This window comes from Chroococcidiopsis thermalis PCC 7203, from assembly GCF_000317125.1.
GTDB lineage: Bacteria > Cyanobacteriota > Cyanobacteriia > Cyanobacteriales > Chroococcidiopsidaceae > Chroococcidiopsis > Chroococcidiopsis thermalis.
The window spans coordinates 3,181,523-3,204,302 of record NC_019695.1 but is presented as its reverse complement, the minus strand read 5'-3'; the positions used below and the strand labels follow the sequence as shown (position 1 = coordinate 3,204,302).

Below are 22,780 nucleotides of genomic sequence, written 5' to 3'. Positions count from 1 at the left end.
TCACGTTACCAATTTGCCAGGAATACACGGTGATGTCTTTGAGGTAGCTCATAATTGAAGAAGTCGGAAGTTACGTTGGCGCAAAAGTCAGAAGTTAAAAACCTTACTCATTTCCCTGTAGTGGTGAAGTCTCTGATTTTTGTCGTGCGATCGGATTTTGCCCGATATCGGTATCGATACATCGTAAAGCCAGTAATGAATAAAATTAGCGGCGCAAGACCGACAAATACGTAAAGGATACGGCTTGGCAATCCCCAGAAAGTACCGTAGTGCAGTGGTCCGAAAGCATTCTCAAGCTTAGTTCCTAACGATGCAGTTAACCCATTGTCCACCCGCAAAATTTTTCCATTATAAGCATCGATGAAAACACTGCTGTCCCAGATATTGCTGTGAGGTGACGAACTTTTGCGAATTATAAAAGCACCATTTGGTTCGTCACTATCTGCGGGTAGGGCAACATAGATAGTCCGAAATTCTGGTAAAGCTGCATCAGCTACTTCCAGAAAGCGATCGCTAAATGGCAAAGGAGATTTATTAGCTACAGGAGATGACTTAGCATCATCAGCAGGCATGGAACTGAAGGTGACAGCGTATATAAATGGTCGAGCAATTTCGCTGAGATTCCAGCAAAATCCCGTAAAAAAAGTAAGAAATAAGAAGATAGCTGTAACAATACCTGCAACTTTGTGAATGTCAAAACTAACTCGCTTCGGGTGAGCGTTCCACTTGATTTTAAAACCTGCGATTAACTTACGCCAACCCGACCAAAGAAATATACCTGTAATAATCAGAATGCATGTTAGTAAACCAACTACACCAACAAGTTTAATCCCAAAATCGCCTGCTAAAAGAGCATAGTGAAGTTCGTAAACCTTCATTAAAAATTGCTGCCAGATGTCTTGTCCAGATAAACTATCTCCCAAAACTGCCCCCGTATAAGGGTTAACATAGACTATTGCCCATTCATCAGTTTTACTTTTGAGATAAATATTTATTGGTTCGTCAGAAGTTGCGGGAAGATAAACCCGTCGTGCTGTAATATCTGGTTGTTGAGCGTAATGTGTTTGGACGCGCTCTAGAATTGTGGCAATGGGTAACGAGCGTCCTTGAGGAGTAATTTTTTCTATTTGTTGGTGTAGGATGAAGTCGCTAATTTCATGTTGAAAAACTAATAAACTACCTGTTAAACCAACAATAATCAGCACCAATCCTAAGACTAAACCAAGATATCGATGCAAGATAAATACTGTATTGCGTAGTTTTTTAGAATTCATGGTAATTGCTTTTATTAAGATATTCGTGTTAATAACTCCTTTTTTTCCCTCCCCTTGACACCCAGAGAGCTGCTCTCTAGCTCCCTCCCCTTTGCAAGGGGAGGGTTGGGGAGGGGATACTTCCGCAATTGGCGAATCGCCTGTGAAACAACCTCCAATACCTGATTCAAATTCTCATAAACCTCTCGATTAGTAAATCGCAAAACTTTAGCGCCCGTTGCTTCAAGAAAAACTTGCCTTTCGCGGTCATAATTCGGTACTCCGTCTTGGTAATGACTATCTCCATCAATTTCTATAGCTAGTTTAAATTCGGTTGAATAAAAATCAATTACAAATGCATCAATGCTGTATTGTCTACGAAATTTACAGTTGTCAATCTGCTGACACCTAAGTTTTGACCAAATCATCTTTTCAGCTAGCGGCATATTTTTGCGAAGCGATCGCCTTTTCTCTTGTTCGGACGTTTTGTTGTAGAGTTTCGTCATAGCTATTTCTCAGAACTATTTCACTTAGTTTTCCCTTTACCCTCCCCTGCCCTCCCCTTGCAAAGGGGAGGGAGTAGGATAAGGATTTAAAACTCCCACGAAACTGTTCCTTGTACAGTGAAAGGCGCACCAGGGGGAACATTTCTTCTGTTCTGCACCCCCACAAAGTATTCGACATCAAGCAAGTTTTTGAAATTCAATGCGGCTTTGAAGTTATCTTTTTCGTAGTAAATAGCAGCATCAACGCGAGTGTAACTAGGCACTTCAAACGAGTTATCTAAATCTCCCTGGCGACTGTCAACATAAAAGATACCTGCACCAAATCCCAATCCTTCCAAAGAGCCTTTCTGGATTCTGTAAGTTGTCCACAGGCTAGCAGTATTGAAAGGAACGTTATCGAGGCGATTACCTACTGCATAGGTGTTATCTTCTGTAATTTCAGCATCAGTGTAGGCATAGGAAGCAATAACATTCCAACCAGGGACAATTTCCCCAGCGACATCAAACTCAATTCCGCGACTGCGTTGTTCTCCTACCTGAATCGAAAAATCGGGATCGCTGGGATCTTCCGTGAGGACGTTACTTTTAGTAATTTCATAGGCTGCTAGAGTGGAGGAAAGGCGATTATCCAAAAAGTCGGCTTTTACACCCACTTCGTACTGAGTGCCGCGCTCTGGTTTAGCAGCACCGCCACCAGTAATTCTGCCACTCTGCGGCACGAAAGCGCGACTATAGTTAGCATAGAGGGAAACAGTTTCACTCGGTTGGTAAACAATCCCTGCTCGTGGCGAAAATTCGCTGGCTTCGGAGCTGGTGTTGGAAGAGGAATCGCTGTAGCGATCCTCAGAGTCGTAGCTATCAAACCTACCTCCTAGCACGAGTTTGAGGTTGTCTAGCAACGTAATCTGGTCTTGCAGATAAACTCCAATCGTGTTCGCCCTAGTATTGCCATCGCTACCAGGTTGGTCTTGAAAGTCGATTGGGGGAAAGTCGTAGCTTGGGTTAAAAATATCAATAACGGCAGCATCTTGAGCGTCCTGATTATCGAAATAGATTCCAGTCTGTCTTACAAGTTCTAGACCAAGCAAAACCGTGTGCGCGACTGTACCAGTATTAAACTTGCCAATTAAGTCAGTTTGTAGCGTGTAAGTTTCGTAAAACTCGCGACCGAAAGAACCGAAAAGAGGCAAAAGTTGTTCTCCGAATTCTAATCCACCGCTAGATTCTAGGGATCTGTAGATTTTTTTAGTTCTAGTGAACCGCAAGGCGTTGCGTAGTGACAAGCTTTGATTGAATCGATGATCCAGATAGAGATAGGCTCGGTGTTCCTCAACCTCGAAGCGACGGCGGGGATCGCCCAAAAAACGGGTGAGGGGAATATCGGCTGGCTCGTCACCAACGGCGATTAACCCTCGGTCAATCGGTCGCTTGTCGTGAAAATATTCACCTTCTAGCGTTAGGGTGGTGTTAGATCCGATTTGCCAAGTGAGTACAGGGGCAATGAAAAACCGCTCTGTTTCCACGCGATCGCGAAAGCTCTCGGCATTTTCATAGGCGACGTTCAGCCGATAAGCTAAAGTTTTATCTGAGTTGAGCGGACCGGAAAAATCTAGGGTGGGGCGATAAAAGTCATAGCTTCCTGCCGTAAACTCGACTTTGTAGAAGGGATCGGGCAGTGGTCTTTTTGTCACCAGGTTGATGAGTCCGCCAGGTTGTGCTTGTCCAAACAGCACTGAAGCTGGTCCTTTCAACACTTCAATCCGTTCGATATTTGCTGTTTCAGGGATAGAGCGAGTAGCAAATCCTTCCTCTAAACCATTTTTGAACTGATTGACAGTGAAACCTCTTGCATTGAACTCTACACCTTGAGCGCCGAAGTCTTCCGAATAGTTAACACCACTAACGTTACGCACCGCTTCTTCGATGCGAACAACTCCTTGGTCTTCTATCACCTGTTGGGGAATTACCCGAATGTTCGCTGGGATGTCTCGCAGTGGCGTATCTGTCTTGGTTGCAGTTGAGGCATCTGGAACGCTATATCCTTCTTGTTCGCCTGTCACCACGATTTCTTGTTCCTCATCTCCCTCAGCCGTTGCTGGTGGCTGTTGGGTTGCACCTTCTGGGGTAACATCATCTGCATCTGGTGCTGTTGCCTCTGGCTCTGTTGCGCTTTCAGGCTTTACAGCTGGGGGTACTTCTGGTGGTGTCGGTTGTTGTGCTGTCGAGACTCCTAGGGGAGTGAGACTAAAGTTTAATCTACCATTACTTCTTCCCACTTCCACCTTGGGTAAATCTCTGGTTCCCGTCACCGTGACTCGAATACTATTCGTCCCCTGCTGAGTCACTGCAATAGAAGCAATTCCCGATGTAGGGTTTTCCTGACGAAAAGTTTTACCTTGTGCTAACTGTGCGTTAGGAATATTGACGACAAAGGTTTTACCGAAGCTAGTAGGAAAGACTTGCAATGACTTCCCATCTGGTGTTTCTAAAATAATTGCCAGTCTTTTATCTGTTTGTTGCAGTTGCACCGCAGTCACTTGAGTAATGCTACTTTGTTGTGCTATCAAAATACCCCCCTGTAGGGATGCTGGAGGATTAGCATCTCTAGATTCGACGACGTTAACCGCTTCTGCCAAAGCTGGCGGTGCAACAAGTAATACCAGAGTTGTTGCCAAAACTCTTAAATTAAGTAGTTGAAAACCCAATAAACAGGAACACAGTGCCTTCATCTCACTCACACCAATAAAAAATGATTCTCAGTAATGCCGTAGCATTAGCCTACGGAATCTCAAATCCCATGTCCATATCAGTAGAGCGGCAATTTTATATCCCAAAAGCGGCACTTGGCTTTTTTCCCATCTGGCATTCTTTGGGGGTAATACCAAACTTGCGTTTGAATGAGGCGATGAAGTGTCCTAAATGAGAATAACCAACTGTCTGCGCTACATCTGCTACCCGCATTTTATTGACAGAAAGTAGCAATCGTGCCTGTTCCATGCGATAGTCATGCAAGTAGCCAAATACGGTAGTACCAAAGATATCTCGGAAACCGCGTCTGAGCTTGCGATCGCTCAACCCTACCATTCTTGCTAAGTCTAGTAGAGATGGGGGATCGTCTAGCTGTTTGATTAAAATATCTCGTGCTTGATAAACGCGATCGATTTCAACGGGTTTGAGACTACTGAGAGGATGGATCGCGCGTTCGTTTTCTGCTAACTGGTTGAATTGCAGTGCTAAAAGTTCTAAAACCTTGCTTTCGAGATAAATTCGCTTGATTGCACCCGAATATGGAGCATCGTCAATTTGTCGTAATACTCTCAGCATGGCGGGAGTTATACCCCACCTGATTGATGAAATCGCGGTGGATTAGGTCGATCGAGGAGCGATCGCAATGTTATTGGTAATGAATCCAGCTCTTTGCTATAAGTTCGCAACCAATCAAGCGGAAATTGTATGCGGATCTGTTTCACGCGATCGCCTGCCGACCACTGTTCGATTTCATCTATGTTTGGTAAATAAAGTAGATAATGTTGTCCGCCACTTTCAACATAATCGTCGGGAATTTCTTTGATACCAGGGGTAAGAACGTGATGACTGCCCGAAAGATAAAACTTCGATACCAAGGGCATTAACTCCTCATGCTGTCCTAACACGCTCTCATCGCGGTAAATGTTGCCTTCCCAAATTTCTAATTCCATTTCAGAACGGAATTCCACAAACCGAGTGTAATGTTCGCCAAAACTATGTTGTCGCCTGGAAATGACATCGAATCCATTGCGATCGCAGTAAGTTTCCTCTTTTACCAGAGTTTCATGACACCATTCGTCAAATTCTACTTCAGTAAGTGACTCCATTATCCCCATGCCCGAATATCTCAATGCCCCAATGTCGCTGTGTTGCTCAAAATGCCGCAGACACTTTTACAACTCGTTTTGCAACTATTAATAAAAATTCTTAATAGGACATTGTAGTACTAAGCAGTTCGCTGACAACTTAAGCAAATCAGAAGAAGGGGCTAGAGAAAGACAAGGGAGACAAGGGGGACTGAGGGAGTGTGAGAAGTCTGGGGAGCAACTAACCAACTACCAACTACCAACTCCTACCTTCTTGCCCTAGAAACTTGCACTAAAACCTATCTCAATCAGAGAATAAGAAAAGCAACAAGCACGAGGAGACTTCAGTGAGTCAGGGATTCGATTACGATTTAGTAATTATTGGCGCTGGGGTAGGCGGACATGGAGCTGCCTTACACGCCGTCAGTTGTGGCTTAAAGACAGCCATCATTGAAGCAGCTGATATGGGCGGAACCTGTGTCAATCGCGGTTGCATTCCCTCTAAAGCACTGTTGGCAGCATCGGGACGAGTGCGGGAATTGCGCGACGCACACCATTTAAAAGCACTGGGTATTCAGGTAGAAAATGTTGGGTTCGACCGTCAGGCGATCGCTAATCATGCGTTAAATTTAGTTAGCAAGTTGCAAGGCGACTTGACAAATAGTCTCAAGCGTGTAGGAGTTGACACGATTCGCGGTAGGGGAAAAGTTGCGGGACAGCAGAAAGTCACGGTGACTAGCGATAGCGGCGACAAAACAATTACTGCTAAAGATATTATCCTTGCCCCTGGTTCCATACCCTTCGTTCCCCCAGGAATTGAAATTGATGGCAAGACTGTATTTACCAGCGACCAAGCAGTTAAGTTGGAATCCTTACCTCAATGGGTAGCAATTATTGGTAGCGGCTACATCGGCTTAGAATTTTCCGATGTTTACTCGGCTTTAGGCTGCGAAATTACCATGATTGAAGCCCTAGACCAATTAATGCCAGGGTTCGATCGCGATATTGCTAAAATTGCCGAACGAGTTTTAATTACTCCCCGCGACATTGAAACTTATGTAGGCATTTACGCCAAGAAAGTCATCCCAGGTTCCCCAGTTGTCATCGAACTGGCAAATTTTAAAACGAAAGAATATGTCGATACGCTGGAAGTAGACGGCTGCTTAGTTGCCACCGGACGCATTCCCGCCACAAAGGATTTAGGTCTAGAATCTGTAGGCGCAGAACTCGATCGCCGTGGTTATATTCCCGTTAATGACAGTATGGCTGTATTATCTGGCGGCGAACCCGTACCTCATTTGTGGGCAATTGGCGACGCGACAGGGAAAATGATGTTAGCTCATGCAGCATCCGCTCAAGGAATTGTCGCAGTCGAAAATATTTGCGATCGCCAGCGTCAAATTGATTATCGCAGCATTCCCGCCGCTGCCTTCACCCACCCCGAAATTAGCTATGTTGGGATGACAGAAACCGCAGCAAAGGAATTAGGAGAAGCGGAAGGATTTACCATCAAAACCGCCAAAACATACTTTAAAGGCAACTCCAAGGCGCTAGCAGACGGCGATGCAGATGGAATTGCCAAAGTCGTCTACCGTCAAGATACGGGGGAAGTCTTGGGAGTCCACATCATCGGTTCCCACGCCTCCGACTTAATCCACGAAGCCTCAGCCGCGATCGCCAATCGTCAATCCGTCCACTCCCTCGCCTTCCTCGTTCACGCCCATCCTACCCTGTCCGAAGTCTTGGATGAAGCGTACAAACGGGCAGTTCATGCTTAATTGCGTAGTGCGTGAAATACTTCCGACTTCCGCGCAAACGCGACTCTTGTAAGGGCGGGTTTAGCAGATAGATTCACAGCCAAAACTAGAAATTTTTGGTCAAAACCCGCCCCTACGACTCCCTACTCCCTACTCCCTACTCCCTAGTGATGCAAATCCGTCGTCGTCCGCCAAATCCGTCTATTGAGATTAGTTATTTGAGCTATCAGGTATCAGTTCCAGGTGCAAAGCCGCAGCATATTTTAGAAGAAATTGTGTGGCACAAAGAGATTGAAGTCGATCGCTTGCGGGAAAAACTACCGCTAGTAGAGTTACAAAAGCAAGCCTTAACTGCACCCCCAACTCGCGATTTTATAGCTGCTTTACGTCAAGGTAAGACTTCTCCAGCAGTAATTGCTGAGGTGAAAAAAGCTTCTCCTAGTAAAGGCGTATTGCGAGAAGATTTCGATCCAGTCGCGATCGCGCTTTCCTATCAGCAAGGTAATGCTAGCTGTATTTCGGTACTGACAGATAGTAAATTCTTTCAAGGCAGTTTCGATTATTTAGAACAGATTCGCGCTGCGGTAGATGTACCTTTGTTGTGTAAGGATTTTATTATCTATCCTTACCAGATGTATCTAGCACGGTTACGGGGTGCTGATGCGGTGTTGTTGATTGCTGCAATTTTGAGCGATCGCGATTTACAATATTTCATCAAAATTGCTAAAGCTTTGAAGTTAGCCGCTTTAATCGAAGTCCATACTCTAGAAGAACTCGATCGCGTTTTGGCTTTGGATGGCGTAACTTTGATAGGTATCAATAATCGCAATCTGGAAAACTTTTCTGTCGATTTGCAAACAACTAGCCAACTATTAACCGCACGTCAGCCACAATTAAAACAACGAGATATTTTAGTTGTCAGCGAGTCGGGAATTCACGCGCCAGCCGATGTAGCTGTAGTCACTCAAGCAGGTGCAGCAGCAGTGCTAGTTGGCGAGTCTTTAGTCAAGCAGCCAGAACCAGGGAATGCGATCGCTTCCCTGTTAGGATGAGTGGTGGTAAGAGGCAAGAGGCGAGAGGCAAGAGGCAAAAGGTAATTTTAACTTTTGACTTTTGACTTTTAACTTTTAACTAGTGAATCGTGAGTCAAAGATGGGAAAGATAAAGGTAGTAAAAGAGGATTCCTTTTCAATACTTCTCGGTTAGGATGCATAGCCCTTGAAGATCCCCCAACCCCCTTAAAAAGGGGGCAAGAGTTCCCCCTTTAAAAAGGGGGGTTGGGGGGATCGACTCTTAACCAAGAAGTATTGGATTCCTTTTATCTTTCTCCTCTTTCCAAGTTACGAATTACGAATTACGAATTAGGAATTAACTTATGATTCCCCTTCCTTCTCCAATTCACTACGAAGCCGTATTGCAGTTATTAGAACAGCAAACATTACCTATTGTTAGGCAAGATCCTCTTTTAGCAGAGCAAGTGCAACAATTGATTATTTCTTTACGTAAAGCTGCGGCTCAACAAAAGCAACTAGAAGCCAGTTGTCAGCAAGCTCATGTAGATTATGAGTTTCGTTGGTCTATAAATCAAAGCGAATCCGATTTAGTTACTACAGAACATTCTACAGTTTCATAATTTGACTTTGTAAAGTCAGCTCAAGACCTCTAAAGAGCTTGCCAAACTTTGACAAAATAACCGCCATATCCGCCGCGAGGTTTAATATAAGCGATCGTCTGTTTATTAGCGCTGATAACTAGAGAATCTAAATAAATCTCAGATAACCTACTTACTATCAATTTCACCGCGTACCAAAATCACCGTACTATCTACCCGATTAGCAATTTGAGCAGGAATATTACCTTTAATCGCATTTTGCAACATTCCTTCTCGGCTTGCACCCAACACCACAACATCAAAATCTTCAGACTTAACTAAATTAATTAAGCCATCTGCAACAGAACTCGATACGACTGGTACAGCGGTGACTTTGCCTGATAATTGTCGATATTTAACTAAGTAACGAATTGCTTGTTGCAAAACGCTCAAATCGGGTTTTGCTTCTTTGGATTCAAACACCTGACACAGATGAATCTCCGGTTCTTCTCCCAGAGAAACTAGCGGTGGTAAAAGTTTAATCGCTACTTTCGCATTGGGACCACCCGCCATCGGGACTAGCCAACGATCGTAATTTGGAATTCGGAATTCCGACTCCCGTACGGGCGGGTTTGGAAACCCGCCCCTACCGACTCCTGACTCTTCACCAAATTTAACCAATACAACATCGCAGGGTGCTTGACGGATCAGGGTGTCTACAACATTGCCAAAAATTCGCCCAGGAGTGATGGTGTTACCTTTCCATCCCATCAACAAAATATCGATGTGTTGTTCTTTAATTGTCTCTAATATTGCTTGAGCAGTGTCGTGAGCTACCCGAATTTGAGTATGAACGGGGATTTTTTGCTTTTTCGCTATCACCTCGGCTTGACGGAGTAACTTGCGGCTTTTTCCCGTCTGCACGGAAGTTTCAGCGGGGGAACTGCGGCGAGAGACGAGGATAACTTGAATGCACTCTAGTTCGTAATCGCGATCGCGGGCAATTGCCGCAGCCATTTGTAACAATAATTCTGCCGTTTGGGGGTTAGCGATCGGCACTAAAATTCTGCCACGTCCGGTGCTGGGCGATCGCGTTTGATAGACTATATAAGATGGTTCAGGACGGGGACCTGTCTGTTCTGTCTCGCCGTTGAGTTTGTCAGCTTCAACGCGGATAATATCGGCACGGGTAATAATGCCCACCATTCGCCGATTTTCCACTACGGGTAAGCGGCTGAGTTGGTAGCGATCGAGCAAATACAAGACATGGGCGAGAGTTGCGTGAGGACTGACAGTGACGGGTTGGGGAGTCATCACCTCGCTAATTGGAGTATCTCCAGGTAAGGGGCGATCGCGAATTTTGGCTAAATCGGTTTGGGTGATAATTCCGACTAACTTACTATTATCGACGACGGGAAAGCCGCGATGGTGGGAGCGAGAAAACGCCTGTACTGCCTCATCTAGCATCATTTGCGCCCCTAAAGTTTCTACCCGGCGCTGCATCACATCTTCTGCTGTTAACTCAGCCAGAAAGCCCTTGGGTGTGGCTGCTGATTCTAAGTTAATCCCGTTGAGTTGCAAAATCTTATCGTAGAGCGATCCAGGTGCTAATCGTTCGGCAATGAGGTACGCCGTTACAGAGCCGATCATTAACGGTAAGACTAAGTTAAAATCGGTCGTCATCTCAAACACGATCGCGATCGCCGTAATCGGGACTTTAGAGACGACGCTAAAAAATGCCCCCATCCCCGCTAAAGCATATGTGGCGGGAGAACCGATACCTAATAATTGAGTTTCTGTCAACCCGACTAAATAACCCAAAGCCGAACCGATAATCAGACTAGGGGCAAATAATCCTCCTGGCGCACCCGAACCAAAAGCAACTAAAGTGAGGATAAACTGCGCGACAAAGGCGATCGCGGCTAATTCTAAACTGGCATCTCCAGTAATCAGAAATTCCCTCAAACCACTATTATCGCGAAAGGTAGGAGGTAAAAGGGCGATCGCAATACCGGAAATTAACCCAGCTAAGGCAATCCGTAGGGATAAGCTAACGTGCAACTGGCGATAAAATTTTAAACTCGCAATGATGCCACGATGAAACAGAGAACCTAGTAACCCTGCCAAGATCCCCAGTAACAAGAAAAATGGCAGTTCAATTAACGAGAATGAAGTTGAGTGGGCAGTCAATACCAAACTCAAATCCAGGCTGCGACCACCTAAAATCCGCGACACGACCGCACCGATAAACGAAGCGAGAATTGCCGTTCCTAAAGTCAAACTAGACAAATCGCGGAGTAATTCTTCAACCACAAACAAAACCCCCGTAATGGGGGCATTAAAAGCAGCAGCTAATCCCGCACCTGCACCTGCGGCAATCATCTGGCGGCGATGGTCGGGAGATGTGGGAACCCAACGGCTAAATTGGGCGGCTAAGGCTGCACCTATATGCACGGTTGGTCCTTGTCTGCCTATGGTCAACCCCGAACCAATTGCTAATGTTGAAGCGAGTAACTTGACCCCAGCAGTCCGCCATGATATGTCTGTCGCAGCGTTGGCAAGTACTGCCTTAACGTGAGGAATACCGCTACCGCTTGCTTCTGGGGCTAACCGTTCCACCAGCAAACCAGACAAATACCCAAAAGTCAGACCAAAAGATGGCAGCAAAATCCAGGCTGGAAACAGGTTAGATTGATGGACTCGCATTGCTCCAAACCAGCCAGAACCGGCTTTTAGCAATACCGCAGATAAAGCGGCGACTAAACCAATTAAACAAGCTTCGGCGATCGCGCTGGTGCGGCGGGGACGCATCCAGTGGCGCAAGTATTGGCGGAGGGCAGGCATCAGGGGCTAGAGTCTAGAGGCAGAAGGCTAGGAAATATGTAACTGTAGGGCAAGTATTGCTCGCTATCTATTAGCCACACATCATTTGCTACAGGATGCCACAATTCGTCATAATTTGAGACAAAATCTTTAAAGGTTTTCTAAATAGTTGCGCGATCGGCAATCCATCAAGTAAGCCAAGACTGCCATCCCGACCAATTTTGAACTAAATTAGCAATCTCTTGATAACCAGCAGCACGGGGATGAGCGCCGTCATAATCTGCTACTTCTTGTAACCAAGTCTGCGATTTTTGCAGAGGTGCGAAAATATCTAAATAATGAATATTCGTTGCTAAACAAATTTGCTCGAATTGTTCCAACAAACGAGCAGTTCTAGCATTTTGCTCTGCATCGATTATGGGAGGCGCTCCAACCATCAAAACCGGAAATTTTTGTCTAGCTACCTGTAAAATTTGGCGAGTATTTTCTGTAGATTCAACAAAATCTATACGAGTTTTATCAGTTTCTATAGTCGTATCATTTGTTCCAAAAGAAAACACAACTCTACCATCATCTGCTGGACTTAAGCGGCAAGAAACTTCCTGCAACCACCGCGCTTTAATATCAGCACTAGTTTCTCTTCTAACTCCTAAATTGTAATAAGTAACGTCATATCCTTGTTTTTGGGCAGCAACACAAATTCTTCCCGTCCAACCGAGACACTCAGGATCTCCTGTGCCATTAACAAAAGAGTCACCAATAAAACAGATACGCATAAGCGGTCATTTGTCATTTGTGAATATTAGCCGATCTGGTCACTGGTCACTGGTCACTGGTCACTGGTCACTGGTCACTGGTCACTGGTCACTGGTCACTGTCAACCCCTTCCCGTCACTGACAACCCTTCTAAAATCAGGGATGGAGTGTAACACGAACCGTTCCAATCGGCATCGCTACCGAGGGCAACTAGCTGTTTGACGGCGCTGTAGATGTTACCTGCAACCATCGTGTCTTTGACGCGACCGATAATTTGACCGTTTTTGACTCGATAGCCGAGATCGATATTGATCGAAAAATCACCCGAAATACTACCGCCACCACCTAACATTTGATCCACAATCAGTCCGTTATCTAATAAGTTAATCAAATCTGACAAAGATTTCGTTCCAGGTTCTATTAATAAATTAAATAACCCAGGTGTCGGATAGCTACCTAAGCCTGGGCGAAAACCGTTTCCGGTGGTAGTAGTGCCTAACTGTCTACCTGTGGTGCGATCGCAATAAAAATTTTGTAGAACTCCATTTTGAACGAATACGCGGTGTTGGGTAGGAGTCCCTTCATCGTCAAACGGACAGCTAAATGGTCCTGCTTCTGGGTCTTGATATATCGTCAAAGCTTTAGCCATCACGGACTGACCAAGGCGTTCTGCCCAAGGGGAAGCTGTTTCTAAAACTCGCTTACCATTCAAAGCCGCTTGTATCGTTCCCCATAACATATCAGCCGCCTTGGAGGTAAATAAAACTGGAATACGCCCTGTGGAGGGCGCAACATTTGCCTTTGCCCAAGCCAGCCGTTGTAAGATTTGTCGGACTACTTCCTCTGGTTGGAGGCGATCGCGCTGAGTTTGTCCGTCAGATACGCTTAAAAAATCGTCACCTCGTACCCACTCTGCTGATAAGTAACAACTGAGTGTCGTATCGGTGTAGTGGCAATCTAGCCCCAGGGAATTGACCAAGCGGGTTGTCTCCATTTCACAATCCCACTCAGCACTCACCATGACTTCAGGAAAATCATCGCGGATTTGGGCGATCGCCTCTTTTCCCCAATCGATCAGCTGTTCGACTCCGATCGGTTGCCCTACATTGGGATAGATCGTCTGGGAGTGACTACCAAGTTCGATCGGTTCGGGTTCGTTGAGTTCGCTCAGAGCAAGGGCTGAACCGACTAGCGCCTCAGGTGATACAGAACCGTAAGCAACTGCTAGCCCTGGACGACCATCGCGCCACAAGCGCAAAGCCGTCCCCTCTGTCTGGGCGCTTTCTAGTTGCTTGAGGCGGTTAGCTTCAAAAAAGACAGGTCGAGATTGAGATCGCGCCTGATACACTTCCGCTGCCTCTGCCCCACATTTAGCAGCTAGCTCCAACAGTCGTTCTGCTAAGTTATCTTTTTGTAATTCGTAATTCATAATTCTAGGGAGTCGGGAGTCGGGAGTCGGGAGTCGGGAAAGAGAGTGGTACGTGGTGAGTGGTGCGCTCTGGAAGGGGTGTGGGGTGTAGGGTGTAGGGTGTGGAGTTGGTGGTATTCTCTCCCTTGTCTCCCTTGTCTCCCTTGTCTCCCTTGTCTCCCTTGTCTCCCTTGTCTCCCTTATCCCCTCAATTACGGTATAGAGACTTCTTGTAACAGCCAAAAACCGGCGAACGACTCGGTTTGTGGGTTGGACTGCACGGCAATAAAATGTACGCCATTAGCTTGTTGCTTAGCGCTGACAAAAGCTTGAGCTTCTGCTACAGTTTGCGGATTCTTAAGATTAGCCAAGATCCAACTCTCGCTAGCACCAGTTTCTAGCAGCAATCGTGCTACTGGACTAGTTTCCACCCTGATAAAAGCTAATTCGAGTCCAGACATCCATCCCGCTAGCGGTAAGGCTCTTTCTGAGAAAATCAACAGCCCTGGAATTGTTGTTTCTGGTGATAAACCCACCATCTGTAAAGGAAATGCCTCTCCAAAAGCAATTTCCCACTCATCCATATCAGCCAAAGCCGTTGCTTCCAGATTCACAAACGCCCACTGCTGTCCGGTTAGCGCATCTGGTAAGCGCTGTGGTGGAGATGATTCCATCTTGACAGATGGATTTGGTGTAGGTTGATATCCCGGCTCTTGCGGATAAACTTCATCCATCCGTTCTTTTAGCAATTGTAGTAGCGCCAGAGTGCGGCGACTTGGTTGGGCTGGAATGCCCAAATCTTTACAAGCTTTAGTAATCATATTATTCATCTGGCGACGGAAAAAGCGAAACTTCGTAGGTGCAGTTCCAGCTTTTGCCATTGCCTCTTGTAATGCCGTCCGCAACCAAGCAGAATTCACTTGGGTGCTGGGACAATACTGGGCATACCGAAACAGGCGAGTGGGATCGGTGCGCGTATCCAAAGGACTCTCGCACACCACAACCTCCCAAACTTTCTTTTGGTTCTCATCCAAGATTGGACGGGAGTAGAAATCTATCTCCCAAATGCTACCCATGAACTATCATTACGATTTCTTTACTTCACCTAACATCAACATACACGTTTTCTGACACTTATTAGTCAGTAGTGAGTGGTGAGTCAGTTATCAGCGACCAGTTATTAGTAATTTCTCCTCTGCCCCTATACATCTAAAGCCCCTCTGCTCTCTTTCCCCTACTCCCTACTCCCTACTCCCTGCTCCCTGTTAACTGATACAGAATTGATTATTAAAAAAATATTAACTATAAGAGTGCTTTATATATTTAGGAATGAGTCGTCTTTATTTATAAGCATTACTTATTAGTTTGCAACAACTAAATTCCTTTACTAATCAGGCTTGGATCGGCGTTACAAGCGAGAATTTTTCTCGTAGTATCAGAGATGTGATCGAATAAACGCGGCAAAGCTGTTTAGCAGCAACCCGTACTGTTTGACGCATCCCAAAGCTAGATTTTGGGATATTCAACGAGTTCCTTGCCTTGGTGAGGAGCAGGTGCGGTCGTGCCAAATTTCAGGTCGCGAACGCGATCTCTTAGGGTATGGGAGCGACCAACGCATGGTTGCTGAAAAGTGATAAGAAAGAGGCGTTTCGTCTCGACTTTCTGTCCGCCCACGCTCAGACTAAAGAGCTGCGATCTTCCTCCCGCGATCGCCAATTTGGAGGGCGACTCGTTGAGAGGACAGGGATACCTTATTTTATCCTGCCGTCTATAAAGAGGACAACTAAATGGCAACTTACAAAGTCACATTAATCAACGAGGCAGAAGGGCTAAATACCACGATTGATGTGGATGACGATACCTATATTCTGGACGCAGCTGAAGAAGCTGGGTTAGATTTACCATATTCCTGTCGTGCTGGTGCTTGCTCTACCTGTGCGGGCAAAATGGTCTCTGGAACTGTAGACCAGTCCGACCAATCTTTCTTGGATGACGATCAGATCGAAGGCGGCTACGTACTAACCTGCGTAGCATATCCTACTTCTGACTGTACGATTGAAACACACAAAGAAGAAGAACTTTACTAAGTTTGTAAGGGCAAGGCATTGCCTTGCCCTTACTCTATTCTCCACTCCCTAATTTGCGTCCCAGGATAGTAAAAGTTGAGGATGCGATCGCTCTTCCACCCCTGTTTAGCCAAACCACTTGCACCTGTTTGGCTAAGACCAACTCCATGTCCTAAGCCACCACCGACAAAAGCATAGCCTTGGAGGGCATTTTCTCCTTTGGTTTGGTCGTGTAAGGGTTCTAAATAAAATAGAGTGCTTCTCGGTGCAGAAAAAGCACTGCGAATTTCATCTTTTTCTAGAAAAATATTACCGCGATCGGTTTGGACGGCGAGTTTGATAATTCTACCTCCAGGCGATCGCTGCGCCACTTGTATTTGTTGAATGCTGCTGAAGTTAGCCAGCGGACTGCGATTCTTGGTTAAAAATTTCTGCAAGTCTTGGGTAAGTTGCTCGATACTGCTTTCTCTACGCCAGCGAAACAGCCGCGTTCCCGCTTCGTTGAATCCTCGCTGCATGTTGATAAAACGTTGAAAGTTGTTTTCATCGGCAAGGCTCTGACGCGATAAATTCCAAACGCTGTACGCGGAATCTACCAAAGATTTTAGATAAGGTTTATCTGAGCCATTCCAAACATCGCTAAAAACAGCCGTTACTCCACCTGTTGTAGAAGAATAGAGTGCGTCAACTAACTCGTTGTTATAAGTTAGCACCTTATTTCTAGTTGCTAAAATTGCTCTGTCTGCATTACGATCGGTATCTTTTAAGCCCACATAAACTTGACAATGAGTATCGGCGCTCAGTTCGTAACCGTCGATCGCAAAACGGCGCAAATTCCGTAAGGCATACGTTCGAGCAATAATGGTTTGCGCTTCGATCGCGGCGTAAGGTACATTTCTGCCAATTTCGTGGGGTACGACTCCCCGTAAATAGGTTTCAAGAGGCACGTCGTTGACTAAGGTATAAGTCCCGTAGGCATTCGGTTGCAGTTGCAATTTTCCGGCAAAGGGAATTCCATATTTGTCTTCTTTGCCTTGGCGAACTTGGATTAAATTTTTATTTGTACTCACTTCCAGGCGATCGCTACTATAACGATTACCGTTGACTTCCCAACTTACAATCGGCACTTGCTGCAAAATGCGGCTGTCTAAATGTGCAGTTTTCTTACCTTGAAGTTGAACGCTACTGAGCAACATGCGACGCAGAAACGGTGTGTTGTAAACTTGGCGTTTTGCCCACACTTGCCATTGTTCCGGCTGAGCAATTTCTGTCTCAATCCCTAAGGCACGCCATTGCTTTGCCGCGTCTTCCGCAGTCTCAAAGCTACGATGAGTGCTAAGAACTACCCGCTCTTGCAATACGGGTGTTACTAAAGTTTGCATCTGCACTACTAATTTGACATTGTTGGCGCTGAGCTGAGTTTCCTGCGGTCGCACTGTTTTATTTTGAGTTTGAGTTCGGCTGCTAAATTTGAGCTGGAGGCGATCGCCTGGTGTTGCTTGCAGCGTCAATTCATCTGTCAGTTCATCTCCAAAGCGCTGCACCACGCCAACTTTGAGTTGTGTCTCTTCACCCCGCGCTGCCAAAGTTGCAGTAGCCAATCCCATCCAGCAGGCGATCGTCAGTACGCCGTAGAAGAGAGCTGAGGGAGCTGAGGGAGAACTTGAATATATTCTTTTAACTTTCAACTTTTGACCTTTGACTTTTGACCTTTGACTTTTAACTTTTGACTTAAAAATATTTCTTTCCATTGGTATAAACGTGTAGGTGCGATGTCTGATAGATCTAACCTAGTTTCTCCATCAAATTTATCTCTCTTTAGTTGAGTTGCAGCAGAAGTGCAAATATATGTTGCATAATAAAGTCATAACGAGTATGATTTAGGAAGAGGTGATGCAAAGCGATAGACATGACAAAAGTACAAGAGATTCCCTTGAATCAGATTCGGCGACCTTTGCCACGGGAGAACGACCAGCAGAAGGTTAAAGCACTGATGGAGTCAATTCAAGAGATCGGACAGCAAGAGCCAATTGACGTACTGGAAGTGGAAGGACAATACTACGGTTTCTCTGGCTGCCATCGCTACGAAGCTTGTCAGCGTTTGGGGAAAGAAACAATCCTTGCCAGAGTGCGCAAGGCTCCCCGTGCAGTTCTGAAGATGCACATGGCTTAATCAGTGACCAGTGACTAGTAACCAGTTATCAATGAAGAGTAGTTAGTGAAATACTCCCGATCGCTAAATGCTGAACGAGAAATTAAAAATTGAATTGTGAAGTACCTTCCTAGAGCAATATCGCTCTAAGCTAAGAAAATCGAGTAAACCACTGAGTAGAGGCATATGAGTACCAATTATCAACAACATCAACGTCGCTTATACCCCACTCGCATCGATCTTCCGACCGACACTCGCTTGCAAGTGGTAGAGCTACTTAATCAAACCCTGGCTGCTACCACCGATTTGAAAACTCAGTTGAAGCAGGCACACTGGAACGTGAAGGGGACAGATTTCTTTCAACTGCACGAATTATTTGATGAGATTGCTACTGAGGTTGAAGGATATATTGACCTGTTCGCCGAAAGGATTACAGCTCTTGGTGGCTATGCAGTAGGAACAACTCGCGCTGCTGCCCAGTTTTCGATATTGCCAGAGTATCCTTACGAGATCAACAGTGGAGAAGATCACGTTGCAGCTTTAGCAGACCGCTTAGCAATCTATGGCAAGCACCTACGAGAAGCGATCGATAAAACTGGGGAAGTCAACGACGCAGACACCAACGATATGTACGTAGAAGTCTCCCGTACTATCGATATGCGGTTGTGGTTCCTAGAAGCACATTTGCAACCAACTGGACGGTTGACAGAACAAGATGGAGCTGCTATGAAACAACCAGTTGCCGTTAAATAATTTGTAGGGGCGGTTTTTTTTGGAGACCCCTGTACTAGAGTCAATAATTCTGCAATTAAATCCGCCCGTACGGGAGCCATGAGTGGCATAATCGCATATAGCCGATCGCCTACCCATTGCTCAAAATTGATTCAACATCAACTCTCGTCAAGTCAAGATTACACCCATGCGTTGCAGCAAATGATGCAGCGGGTGGGTGTTTCCAGTTATAAGACACTTTCCCAACAAGCAAGGGTATCTGAAAAACAAATTCGCAAGCTGCGGCGGGGAGAGATCGAGCAAATGCGGGTAGATGTTTTACTCAAGCTCAGTCAAGCGTTAGGGGTATCATTGTGGGAGCTAATTGCTACTTTCTCGGCGATCGCGCCTAATGTTAAAGTAGCACCCAATGAGAATTCACCACCAATTGCCGAATTAAAAAGAGAATACGATCGCTTGCAAGCAGAACTAGCCAAACAAAAACAGGAACTTAGAAAAGAATTTCAACTAGCCAGTTTACAGGCGATCGAATCTTGGTTGTTGCAATGGCCCACAGCCGCCCAAAAAGCTAAGGAAAACCCAGATTTAGCAGCAGTCAAACTGTTACCATTGGTAAAACCAATCGAGCAATTATTGCAACAATGGGATGTAGAAGCGATCGCGCCTGTTGGGGCTGAAGTAAAATACGATCCCCAACTACATCAACTACTATCAGGTAGCGCCCAGTCAGGTGAAACAGTCATCGTGCGTTACACGGGCTATCGCCAAGGTGAAAAGCTGCTCTATCGAGCCAAGGTCAACCCAATGTAAGGAGTGAGTGAGGGGCAAGGGGGGCAAGGGGGACAAGAGAGACAAGGGAGACAAGGGAGACAAGGGAGACAAGGAGGACAAGGGAGACAAGGGAGAGGGGGGAGACAAGGGAGACAAGGGAGAAACTATAGCCACTAGCCACTAGCCACTAGTCACTAGCCACTTCTACACCCTTTTTCTTCACGCTCTTACTGACAACTGATAACTGATAACTGTTCCTAAGTAGCTCAAAGCCTTATCAGAAGGACGATTACATAATCTCCCCTATGGCTGATGCCCAGACTGGGGTTAATTTGTTGCACTAGAAGAGGAGTAAGAGAGCAGACAATAATACATTATGCGTAAGCTAAACATCGGTTTATCTGAAGAACAACGCACAGGCGTAATCGAATTGTTGAACAAAGATCTAGCGAATTCCTATCTGCTACTGATCAAAACTAAAAAATTCCATTGGGATGTTGTTGGTCCCCAGTTCCGTTCTCTGCATGAGTTATGGGAAGAACAATATCAAACCTTGACAGAAACCATTGATTCTGTGGCTGAACGAGTTCGTGCCTTAGGTGGTTTTCCTGTAGGTACAGCAAAAGGCTTTGTAGAGTATGCTTCTATCCAAGAGCAAGCTGATAATGTACCCCTAGCAACTGAAATGGTAGCTCAGTTGGTAGACGATCATGAGCTAATCATTCGTAACCTGCGCGAACATATCGACAAATGTTCTGAAGAGTTTCATGACGAAGGTACGGCTGACTTCTTGACTGGTTTGATGGAAGGTCACGAAGAAATGGCTTGGATGCTACGTTCCTTCATTGAAGGTGAAGCACTGCAAGCAGATGGTAAGAAGTCGGAATTAGATAAAGTTCCTGCTATGCGTTAGTTGGATTTAGCTATAGTTTGTGAGTAAAAAAGGCAACAGATAGACTCTGTTGCCTTTTGTGTTAGGGCGAATTGAATTCGTGGCAATACAAATAAGGTGGGCGTTGCCCGCCCTACAGTTTTTAGATTCGATGGGTGAATAAATCTTTACTCTTGGTCGATCGCTGGGTGCGAAAACTGACGTTAACTCCTTCGTTAGATTGCTCCATTAATAGTAAAGGCGTAGGTTTTGCTTTTTGATCCCAGTGGATATATACCAATCTTCCTTGAATGGTCGGTTGCCAGTTGTCGTGGTCTTCAGCAGGGCTGAGATAAGTTTCAATACAATCAATAATATCTTTAACTGTGGCAGAAGTTGTTTGAATTGGTAATTTGGCTAAGCGAATTTGCACGCGAAATAAAACGCATTTATTTTTTTGAATTGTGGCTCCAGTTTCATATTCCACTTCGACAATCTCATCGACTTGCTTTCCCCCACTACTACCAGCAATTCCTACAACTCCTGCATTGTTATTAGCAGGACGCAGGGCTTGAGAGATTTTATCTTTGATCTTGGCTTTAATTTGACTGATGATGGCAAAATGGAAAACCTCTTCCGCCATCCGCATTCGTAAATAATCGAGATTGAGTTCGCGAGAATTAATTAAATCTGGGTTTTCCTCAATTCTCCGAATAGTTTCTAGAGCTAGCTTTAATTGTTTTTGTGTCTCTTGAGTGCGGAATTGTTCTATTCTCACTTTTTTTTCTAGCTGCTGGAATTTCAGCTTGCCAAAAACAGCAAGACCAACTAGTAAGATGAAAAGTCCGCCAGAAGCAGATGCCCAAAGAACGGGAAACTCAGCAGGTGGAGGTGATATAGCTTGAGTTTTTATAGATTTTGGCTTAACTGATGCTTGAGCGAAAAGCAGTGGGAGTGACATTTTAGGCGATCGCAAGAACTTGATTCCTATTTCTTAGGATGCCCAAAATCAGTTGTTAGTTATCAGTGACTAGTGACTCGTGGCTGGTGGCTAGAAAGGAGTCAAGCCACTGGTTCCATCAGCCACTAGCCGCTCACGACTCACTTAGGATAAATAGCAACTTTGATAACTTGCCGTTGCTGCATATCGTGAAATACTTGTTCTAGGTCTTGTAGCGGACGGCGATCGCTAATGAGTAACTCGAAGGGAATTTCTCGACTGGCGAGCAGGGCTAAGGCGGCGCGGACGTATTTTGGCGTGTTGTGAAATACGCCTTTAAGTGTAAGTTCGCTGTAGTGCAGTTGTTCCGTATCTACGGTAATTGTGGTATCTCTGGGACAACCCCCGAAAAGATTGACTGTCGCCCCAGGTCTCGCGCAGGCGATCGCAGTTTCCCAAACGCTGGGGATTCCGGTAGCTTCTATAACGACATCTGCGCCCCATCCATCTGTTTGTGCTTTGACTACGGCGGGAACATCTGCTAGTTGACGGTAGTTGTAAGTTTGGGCTGCACCGAATTTTTCCCCGATTTGCAATCGGCGATCGCGTCCGCCAAACAACATTACCTGTACCGATTGCTGGGCTAAGACTGCAACAAACATTAACCCAATCGCCCCATCACCCAACACGACGACGCGATCGCCTGTTTTTACGTTCGACCTAGCAATTCCGTGCAGCACGCAAGCCAAAGGTTCTGTCAGCGCCGCTAATTCATCCGGTAAGGTAGGAGGAATTGCTAGAAGATTGTGTTGGACAATTGGGGCGGGAATTTTCAGGTATTGCGCAAATGTACCGTTATTCCAAGTTAAGTTGAGACACAGGGAATATTCTTGTCGTTGACAGAAAAAGCATTTCATGCATGGGGCAGAATTATTCGCAACAACGCGATCGCCCACTTGCCAATTCTTGACCTCTGCACCCACCTCGACAATTCGTCCAGCTGCCTCATGTCCGAACAAAGTTGGTGGTTTGAGCATTTTGGCATGTCCGCCCCGTCGCCATACCTTGAGGTCTGTCCCGCAGGTTGTTGCTGCTGTGACTTCTAATATGACCTCTCCCGTTCCTGGGTTAGGTTCGGCGACTTGTTCTAAACGCAAGTCTTCTCGACCGTATAGCACCGCAGCTAGCATTTTTTCTAGTGTTTAACTTCTGCGGTTGATTGTATCAAAGAGTCGGGAATCGGTAGGAGCGGGTTTGGCAACCCGCCCGTACGGGAGTCGGGAGTGGGTAATTGGTAATTGGTAATTGGTAGTTGGTAGTT

The 22,780-nt window shown here is 45.6% G+C and carries 22 protein-coding genes; 9 read left to right on the top strand and 13 right to left on the bottom strand.

Annotation, left to right across the window (positions count from 1 at the left end; all coding sequences use genetic code 11):
• Positions 1-107: 107 nt before the first annotated feature.
• From CHRO_RS14135 to CHRO_RS31195, 5 genes are all read right to left on the bottom strand, one after another.
• Positions 108-1,274: a PepSY-associated TM helix domain-containing protein gene (locus CHRO_RS14135; RefSeq protein ID WP_015154899.1), complete on the bottom strand. Its 1,167-nt coding sequence runs from the start codon at positions 1,272-1,274 to the stop codon at positions 108-110.
• Between the two features lie 14 nt (positions 1,275-1,288).
• The gene (locus CHRO_RS14130) at positions 1,289-1,759 is read right to left on the bottom strand and encodes an endonuclease domain-containing protein (protein ID WP_015154898.1); all 471 of its coding nucleotides are present in this window, start codon (positions 1,757-1,759) and stop codon (positions 1,289-1,291) included.
• Positions 1,760-1,845: 86 nt separating this feature from the next.
• Positions 1,846-4,434, bottom strand: a complete 2,589-nt coding sequence (locus tag CHRO_RS14125) for a TonB-dependent siderophore receptor (RefSeq protein WP_245570483.1) — start codon at positions 4,432-4,434, stop codon at positions 1,846-1,848.
• Between the two features lie 148 nt (positions 4,435-4,582).
• Positions 4,583-5,083 (bottom strand): helix-turn-helix transcriptional regulator, encoded by a 501-nt coding sequence (locus tag CHRO_RS31200; protein ID WP_051033238.1) that lies wholly within the window; start codon positions 5,081-5,083, stop codon positions 4,583-4,585.
• Between the two features lie 8 nt (positions 5,084-5,091).
• Positions 5,092-5,613 carry a hypothetical protein gene (locus CHRO_RS31195; RefSeq protein WP_051033237.1) on the bottom strand — a complete coding sequence of 174 codons (522 nt, stop codon included), beginning with the start codon at positions 5,611-5,613 and terminating at the stop codon, positions 5,092-5,094.
• A gap of 326 nt (positions 5,614-5,939) precedes the next feature.
• On the opposite strand from CHRO_RS31195, the gene lpdA reads away from it, so the two are divergent.
• From lpdA to CHRO_RS14105, 3 genes are all read left to right on the top strand, one after another.
• The gene (lpdA, locus tag CHRO_RS14115; RefSeq protein ID WP_015154896.1) at positions 5,940-7,370 is read left to right on the top strand and encodes a dihydrolipoyl dehydrogenase; all 1,431 of its coding nucleotides are present in this window, start codon (positions 5,940-5,942) and stop codon (positions 7,368-7,370) included.
• Between the two features lie 149 nt (positions 7,371-7,519).
• Entirely contained in the window at positions 7,520-8,401 is an 882-nt protein-coding gene (gene trpC / locus CHRO_RS14110; RefSeq protein ID WP_015154895.1) for an indole-3-glycerol phosphate synthase TrpC, read from the top strand.
• Positions 8,402-8,724: 323 nt separating this feature from the next.
• Positions 8,725-8,982: a DUF5340 domain-containing protein gene (locus tag CHRO_RS14105; protein ID WP_015154894.1), complete on the top strand. Its 258-nt coding sequence runs from the start codon at positions 8,725-8,727 to the stop codon at positions 8,980-8,982.
• 29 nt (positions 8,983-9,011) lie between these two features.
• Here the strand turns inward: CHRO_RS14105 and CHRO_RS32250 are convergent, their stop codons facing one another.
• From CHRO_RS32250 to CHRO_RS14085, 5 genes are all read right to left on the bottom strand, one after another.
• Positions 9,012-9,149, bottom strand: coding sequence for a hypothetical protein (locus CHRO_RS32250; RefSeq protein WP_181824168.1), 138 nt, complete (start codon positions 9,147-9,149; stop codon positions 9,012-9,014).
• On the bottom strand, positions 9,130-11,784 hold the full coding sequence (locus CHRO_RS14100; protein ID WP_015154893.1) for a chloride channel protein: 2,655 nt from the start codon (positions 11,782-11,784) through the stop codon (positions 9,130-9,132). The genes CHRO_RS32250 and CHRO_RS14100 overlap by 20 nt, the downstream gene beginning before the upstream one ends.
• A gap of 167 nt (positions 11,785-11,951) precedes the next feature.
• Entirely contained in the window at positions 11,952-12,539 is a 588-nt protein-coding gene (locus tag CHRO_RS14095; protein ID WP_015154892.1) for a GDSL-type esterase/lipase family protein, read from the bottom strand.
• A gap of 101 nt (positions 12,540-12,640) precedes the next feature.
• Positions 12,641-13,948, bottom strand: a complete 1,308-nt coding sequence (locus tag CHRO_RS14090; protein WP_015154891.1) for a TldD/PmbA family protein — start codon at positions 13,946-13,948, stop codon at positions 12,641-12,643.
• 191 nt (positions 13,949-14,139) lie between these two features.
• Positions 14,140-15,003, bottom strand: a complete 864-nt coding sequence (locus tag CHRO_RS14085) for a Tab2/Atab2 family RNA-binding protein (RefSeq protein ID WP_015154890.1) — start codon at positions 15,001-15,003, stop codon at positions 14,140-14,142.
• Positions 15,004-15,714: 711 nt separating this feature from the next.
• Between CHRO_RS14085 and CHRO_RS14080 the strand changes: the two genes are divergently transcribed.
• Positions 15,715-16,014, top strand: a complete 300-nt coding sequence (locus CHRO_RS14080) for a ferredoxin (RefSeq protein WP_015154889.1) — start codon at positions 15,715-15,717, stop codon at positions 16,012-16,014.
• 29 nt (positions 16,015-16,043) lie between these two features.
• On the opposite strand, the gene CHRO_RS14075 is transcribed toward CHRO_RS14080, so the two are convergent.
• Positions 16,044-17,744 (bottom strand): SpoIID/LytB domain-containing protein, encoded by a 1,701-nt coding sequence (locus CHRO_RS14075; protein ID WP_015154888.1) that lies wholly within the window; start codon positions 17,742-17,744, stop codon positions 16,044-16,046.
• 158 nt (positions 17,745-17,902) lie between these two features.
• Between CHRO_RS14075 and CHRO_RS14070 the strand changes: the two genes are divergently transcribed.
• The 5 genes from CHRO_RS14070 (at position 17,903) to CHRO_RS14055 (ending at position 20,561) form a co-directional block, all read left to right on the top strand.
• Positions 17,903-18,166 carry a ParB N-terminal domain-containing protein gene (locus CHRO_RS14070; protein ID WP_015154887.1) on the top strand — a complete coding sequence of 88 codons (264 nt, stop codon included), beginning with the start codon at positions 17,903-17,905 and terminating at the stop codon, positions 18,164-18,166.
• Positions 18,167-18,331: 165 nt separating this feature from the next.
• Positions 18,332-18,898, top strand: coding sequence for a DNA starvation/stationary phase protection protein Dps (gene dps / locus CHRO_RS14065; RefSeq protein WP_015154886.1), 567 nt, complete (start codon positions 18,332-18,334; stop codon positions 18,896-18,898).
• Positions 18,899-18,976: 78 nt separating this feature from the next.
• Positions 18,977-19,687 (top strand): helix-turn-helix domain-containing protein, encoded by a 711-nt coding sequence (locus CHRO_RS14060; protein ID WP_015154885.1) that lies wholly within the window; start codon positions 18,977-18,979, stop codon positions 19,685-19,687.
• Between the two features lie 7 nt (positions 19,688-19,694).
• On the top strand, positions 19,695-19,832 hold the full coding sequence (locus tag CHRO_RS32245) for a hypothetical protein (protein ID WP_181824167.1): 138 nt from the start codon (positions 19,695-19,697) through the stop codon (positions 19,830-19,832).
• A 192-nt stretch (positions 19,833-20,024) separates the two neighbouring features.
• The gene (locus CHRO_RS14055) at positions 20,025-20,561 is read left to right on the top strand and encodes a Dps family protein (protein ID WP_015154884.1); all 537 of its coding nucleotides are present in this window, start codon (positions 20,025-20,027) and stop codon (positions 20,559-20,561) included.
• A gap of 121 nt (positions 20,562-20,682) precedes the next feature.
• Here the strand turns inward: CHRO_RS14055 and CHRO_RS14050 are convergent, their stop codons facing one another.
• Positions 20,683-21,480 (bottom strand): hypothetical protein, encoded by a 798-nt coding sequence (locus tag CHRO_RS14050; RefSeq protein ID WP_015154883.1) that lies wholly within the window; start codon positions 21,478-21,480, stop codon positions 20,683-20,685.
• Positions 21,481-21,620: 140 nt separating this feature from the next.
• Positions 21,621-22,649 carry a zinc-dependent alcohol dehydrogenase gene (locus CHRO_RS14045; protein ID WP_015154882.1) on the bottom strand — a complete coding sequence of 343 codons (1,029 nt, stop codon included), beginning with the start codon at positions 22,647-22,649 and terminating at the stop codon, positions 21,621-21,623.
• Positions 22,650-22,780: the final 131 nt, after the last annotated feature.

Coding starts and splice junctions, on each gene's coding strand:
- CHRO_RS14135 (WP_015154899.1), bottom strand. CDS start 1,274: ATGAATTCTAAAAAACTACGCAATACAGTATTTATCTTGCATCGATAT.
- CHRO_RS14130 (WP_015154898.1), bottom strand. CDS start 1,759: ATGACGAAACTCTACAACAAAACGTCCGAACAAGAGAAAAGGCGATCG.
- CHRO_RS31200 (WP_051033238.1), bottom strand. CDS start 5,083: ATGCTGAGAGTATTACGACAAATTGACGATGCTCCATATTCGGGTGCA.
- CHRO_RS31195 (WP_051033237.1), bottom strand. CDS start 5,613: ATGGAGTCACTTACTGAAGTAGAATTTGACGAATGGTGTCATGAAACT.
- trpC (WP_015154895.1), top strand. CDS start 7,520: ATGCAAATCCGTCGTCGTCCGCCAAATCCGTCTATTGAGATTAGTTAT.
- CHRO_RS14105 (WP_015154894.1), top strand. CDS start 8,725: ATGATTCCCCTTCCTTCTCCAATTCACTACGAAGCCGTATTGCAGTTA.
- CHRO_RS14100 (WP_015154893.1), bottom strand. CDS start 11,784: ATGCCTGCCCTCCGCCAATACTTGCGCCACTGGATGCGTCCCCGCCGC.
- CHRO_RS14095 (WP_015154892.1), bottom strand. CDS start 12,539: ATGCGTATCTGTTTTATTGGTGACTCTTTTGTTAATGGCACAGGAGAT.
- CHRO_RS14090 (WP_015154891.1), bottom strand. CDS start 13,948: ATGAATTACGAATTACAAAAAGATAACTTAGCAGAACGACTGTTGGAG.
- CHRO_RS14085 (WP_015154890.1), bottom strand. CDS start 15,003: ATGGGTAGCATTTGGGAGATAGATTTCTACTCCCGTCCAATCTTGGAT.
- CHRO_RS14080 (WP_015154889.1), top strand. CDS start 15,715: ATGGCAACTTACAAAGTCACATTAATCAACGAGGCAGAAGGGCTAAAT.
- CHRO_RS14075 (WP_015154888.1), bottom strand. CDS start 17,744: ATGGAAAGAAATATTTTTAAGTCAAAAGTTAAAAGTCAAAGGTCAAAA.
- CHRO_RS14070 (WP_015154887.1), top strand. CDS start 17,903: ATGACAAAAGTACAAGAGATTCCCTTGAATCAGATTCGGCGACCTTTG.
- dps (WP_015154886.1), top strand. CDS start 18,332: ATGAGTACCAATTATCAACAACATCAACGTCGCTTATACCCCACTCGC.
- CHRO_RS14060 (WP_015154885.1), top strand. CDS start 18,977: ATGAGTGGCATAATCGCATATAGCCGATCGCCTACCCATTGCTCAAAA.
- CHRO_RS14055 (WP_015154884.1), top strand. CDS start 20,025: ATGCGTAAGCTAAACATCGGTTTATCTGAAGAACAACGCACAGGCGTA.
- CHRO_RS14050 (WP_015154883.1), bottom strand. CDS start 21,480: ATGTCACTCCCACTGCTTTTCGCTCAAGCATCAGTTAAGCCAAAATCT.
- CHRO_RS14045 (WP_015154882.1), bottom strand. CDS start 22,649: ATGCTAGCTGCGGTGCTATACGGTCGAGAAGACTTGCGTTTAGAACAA.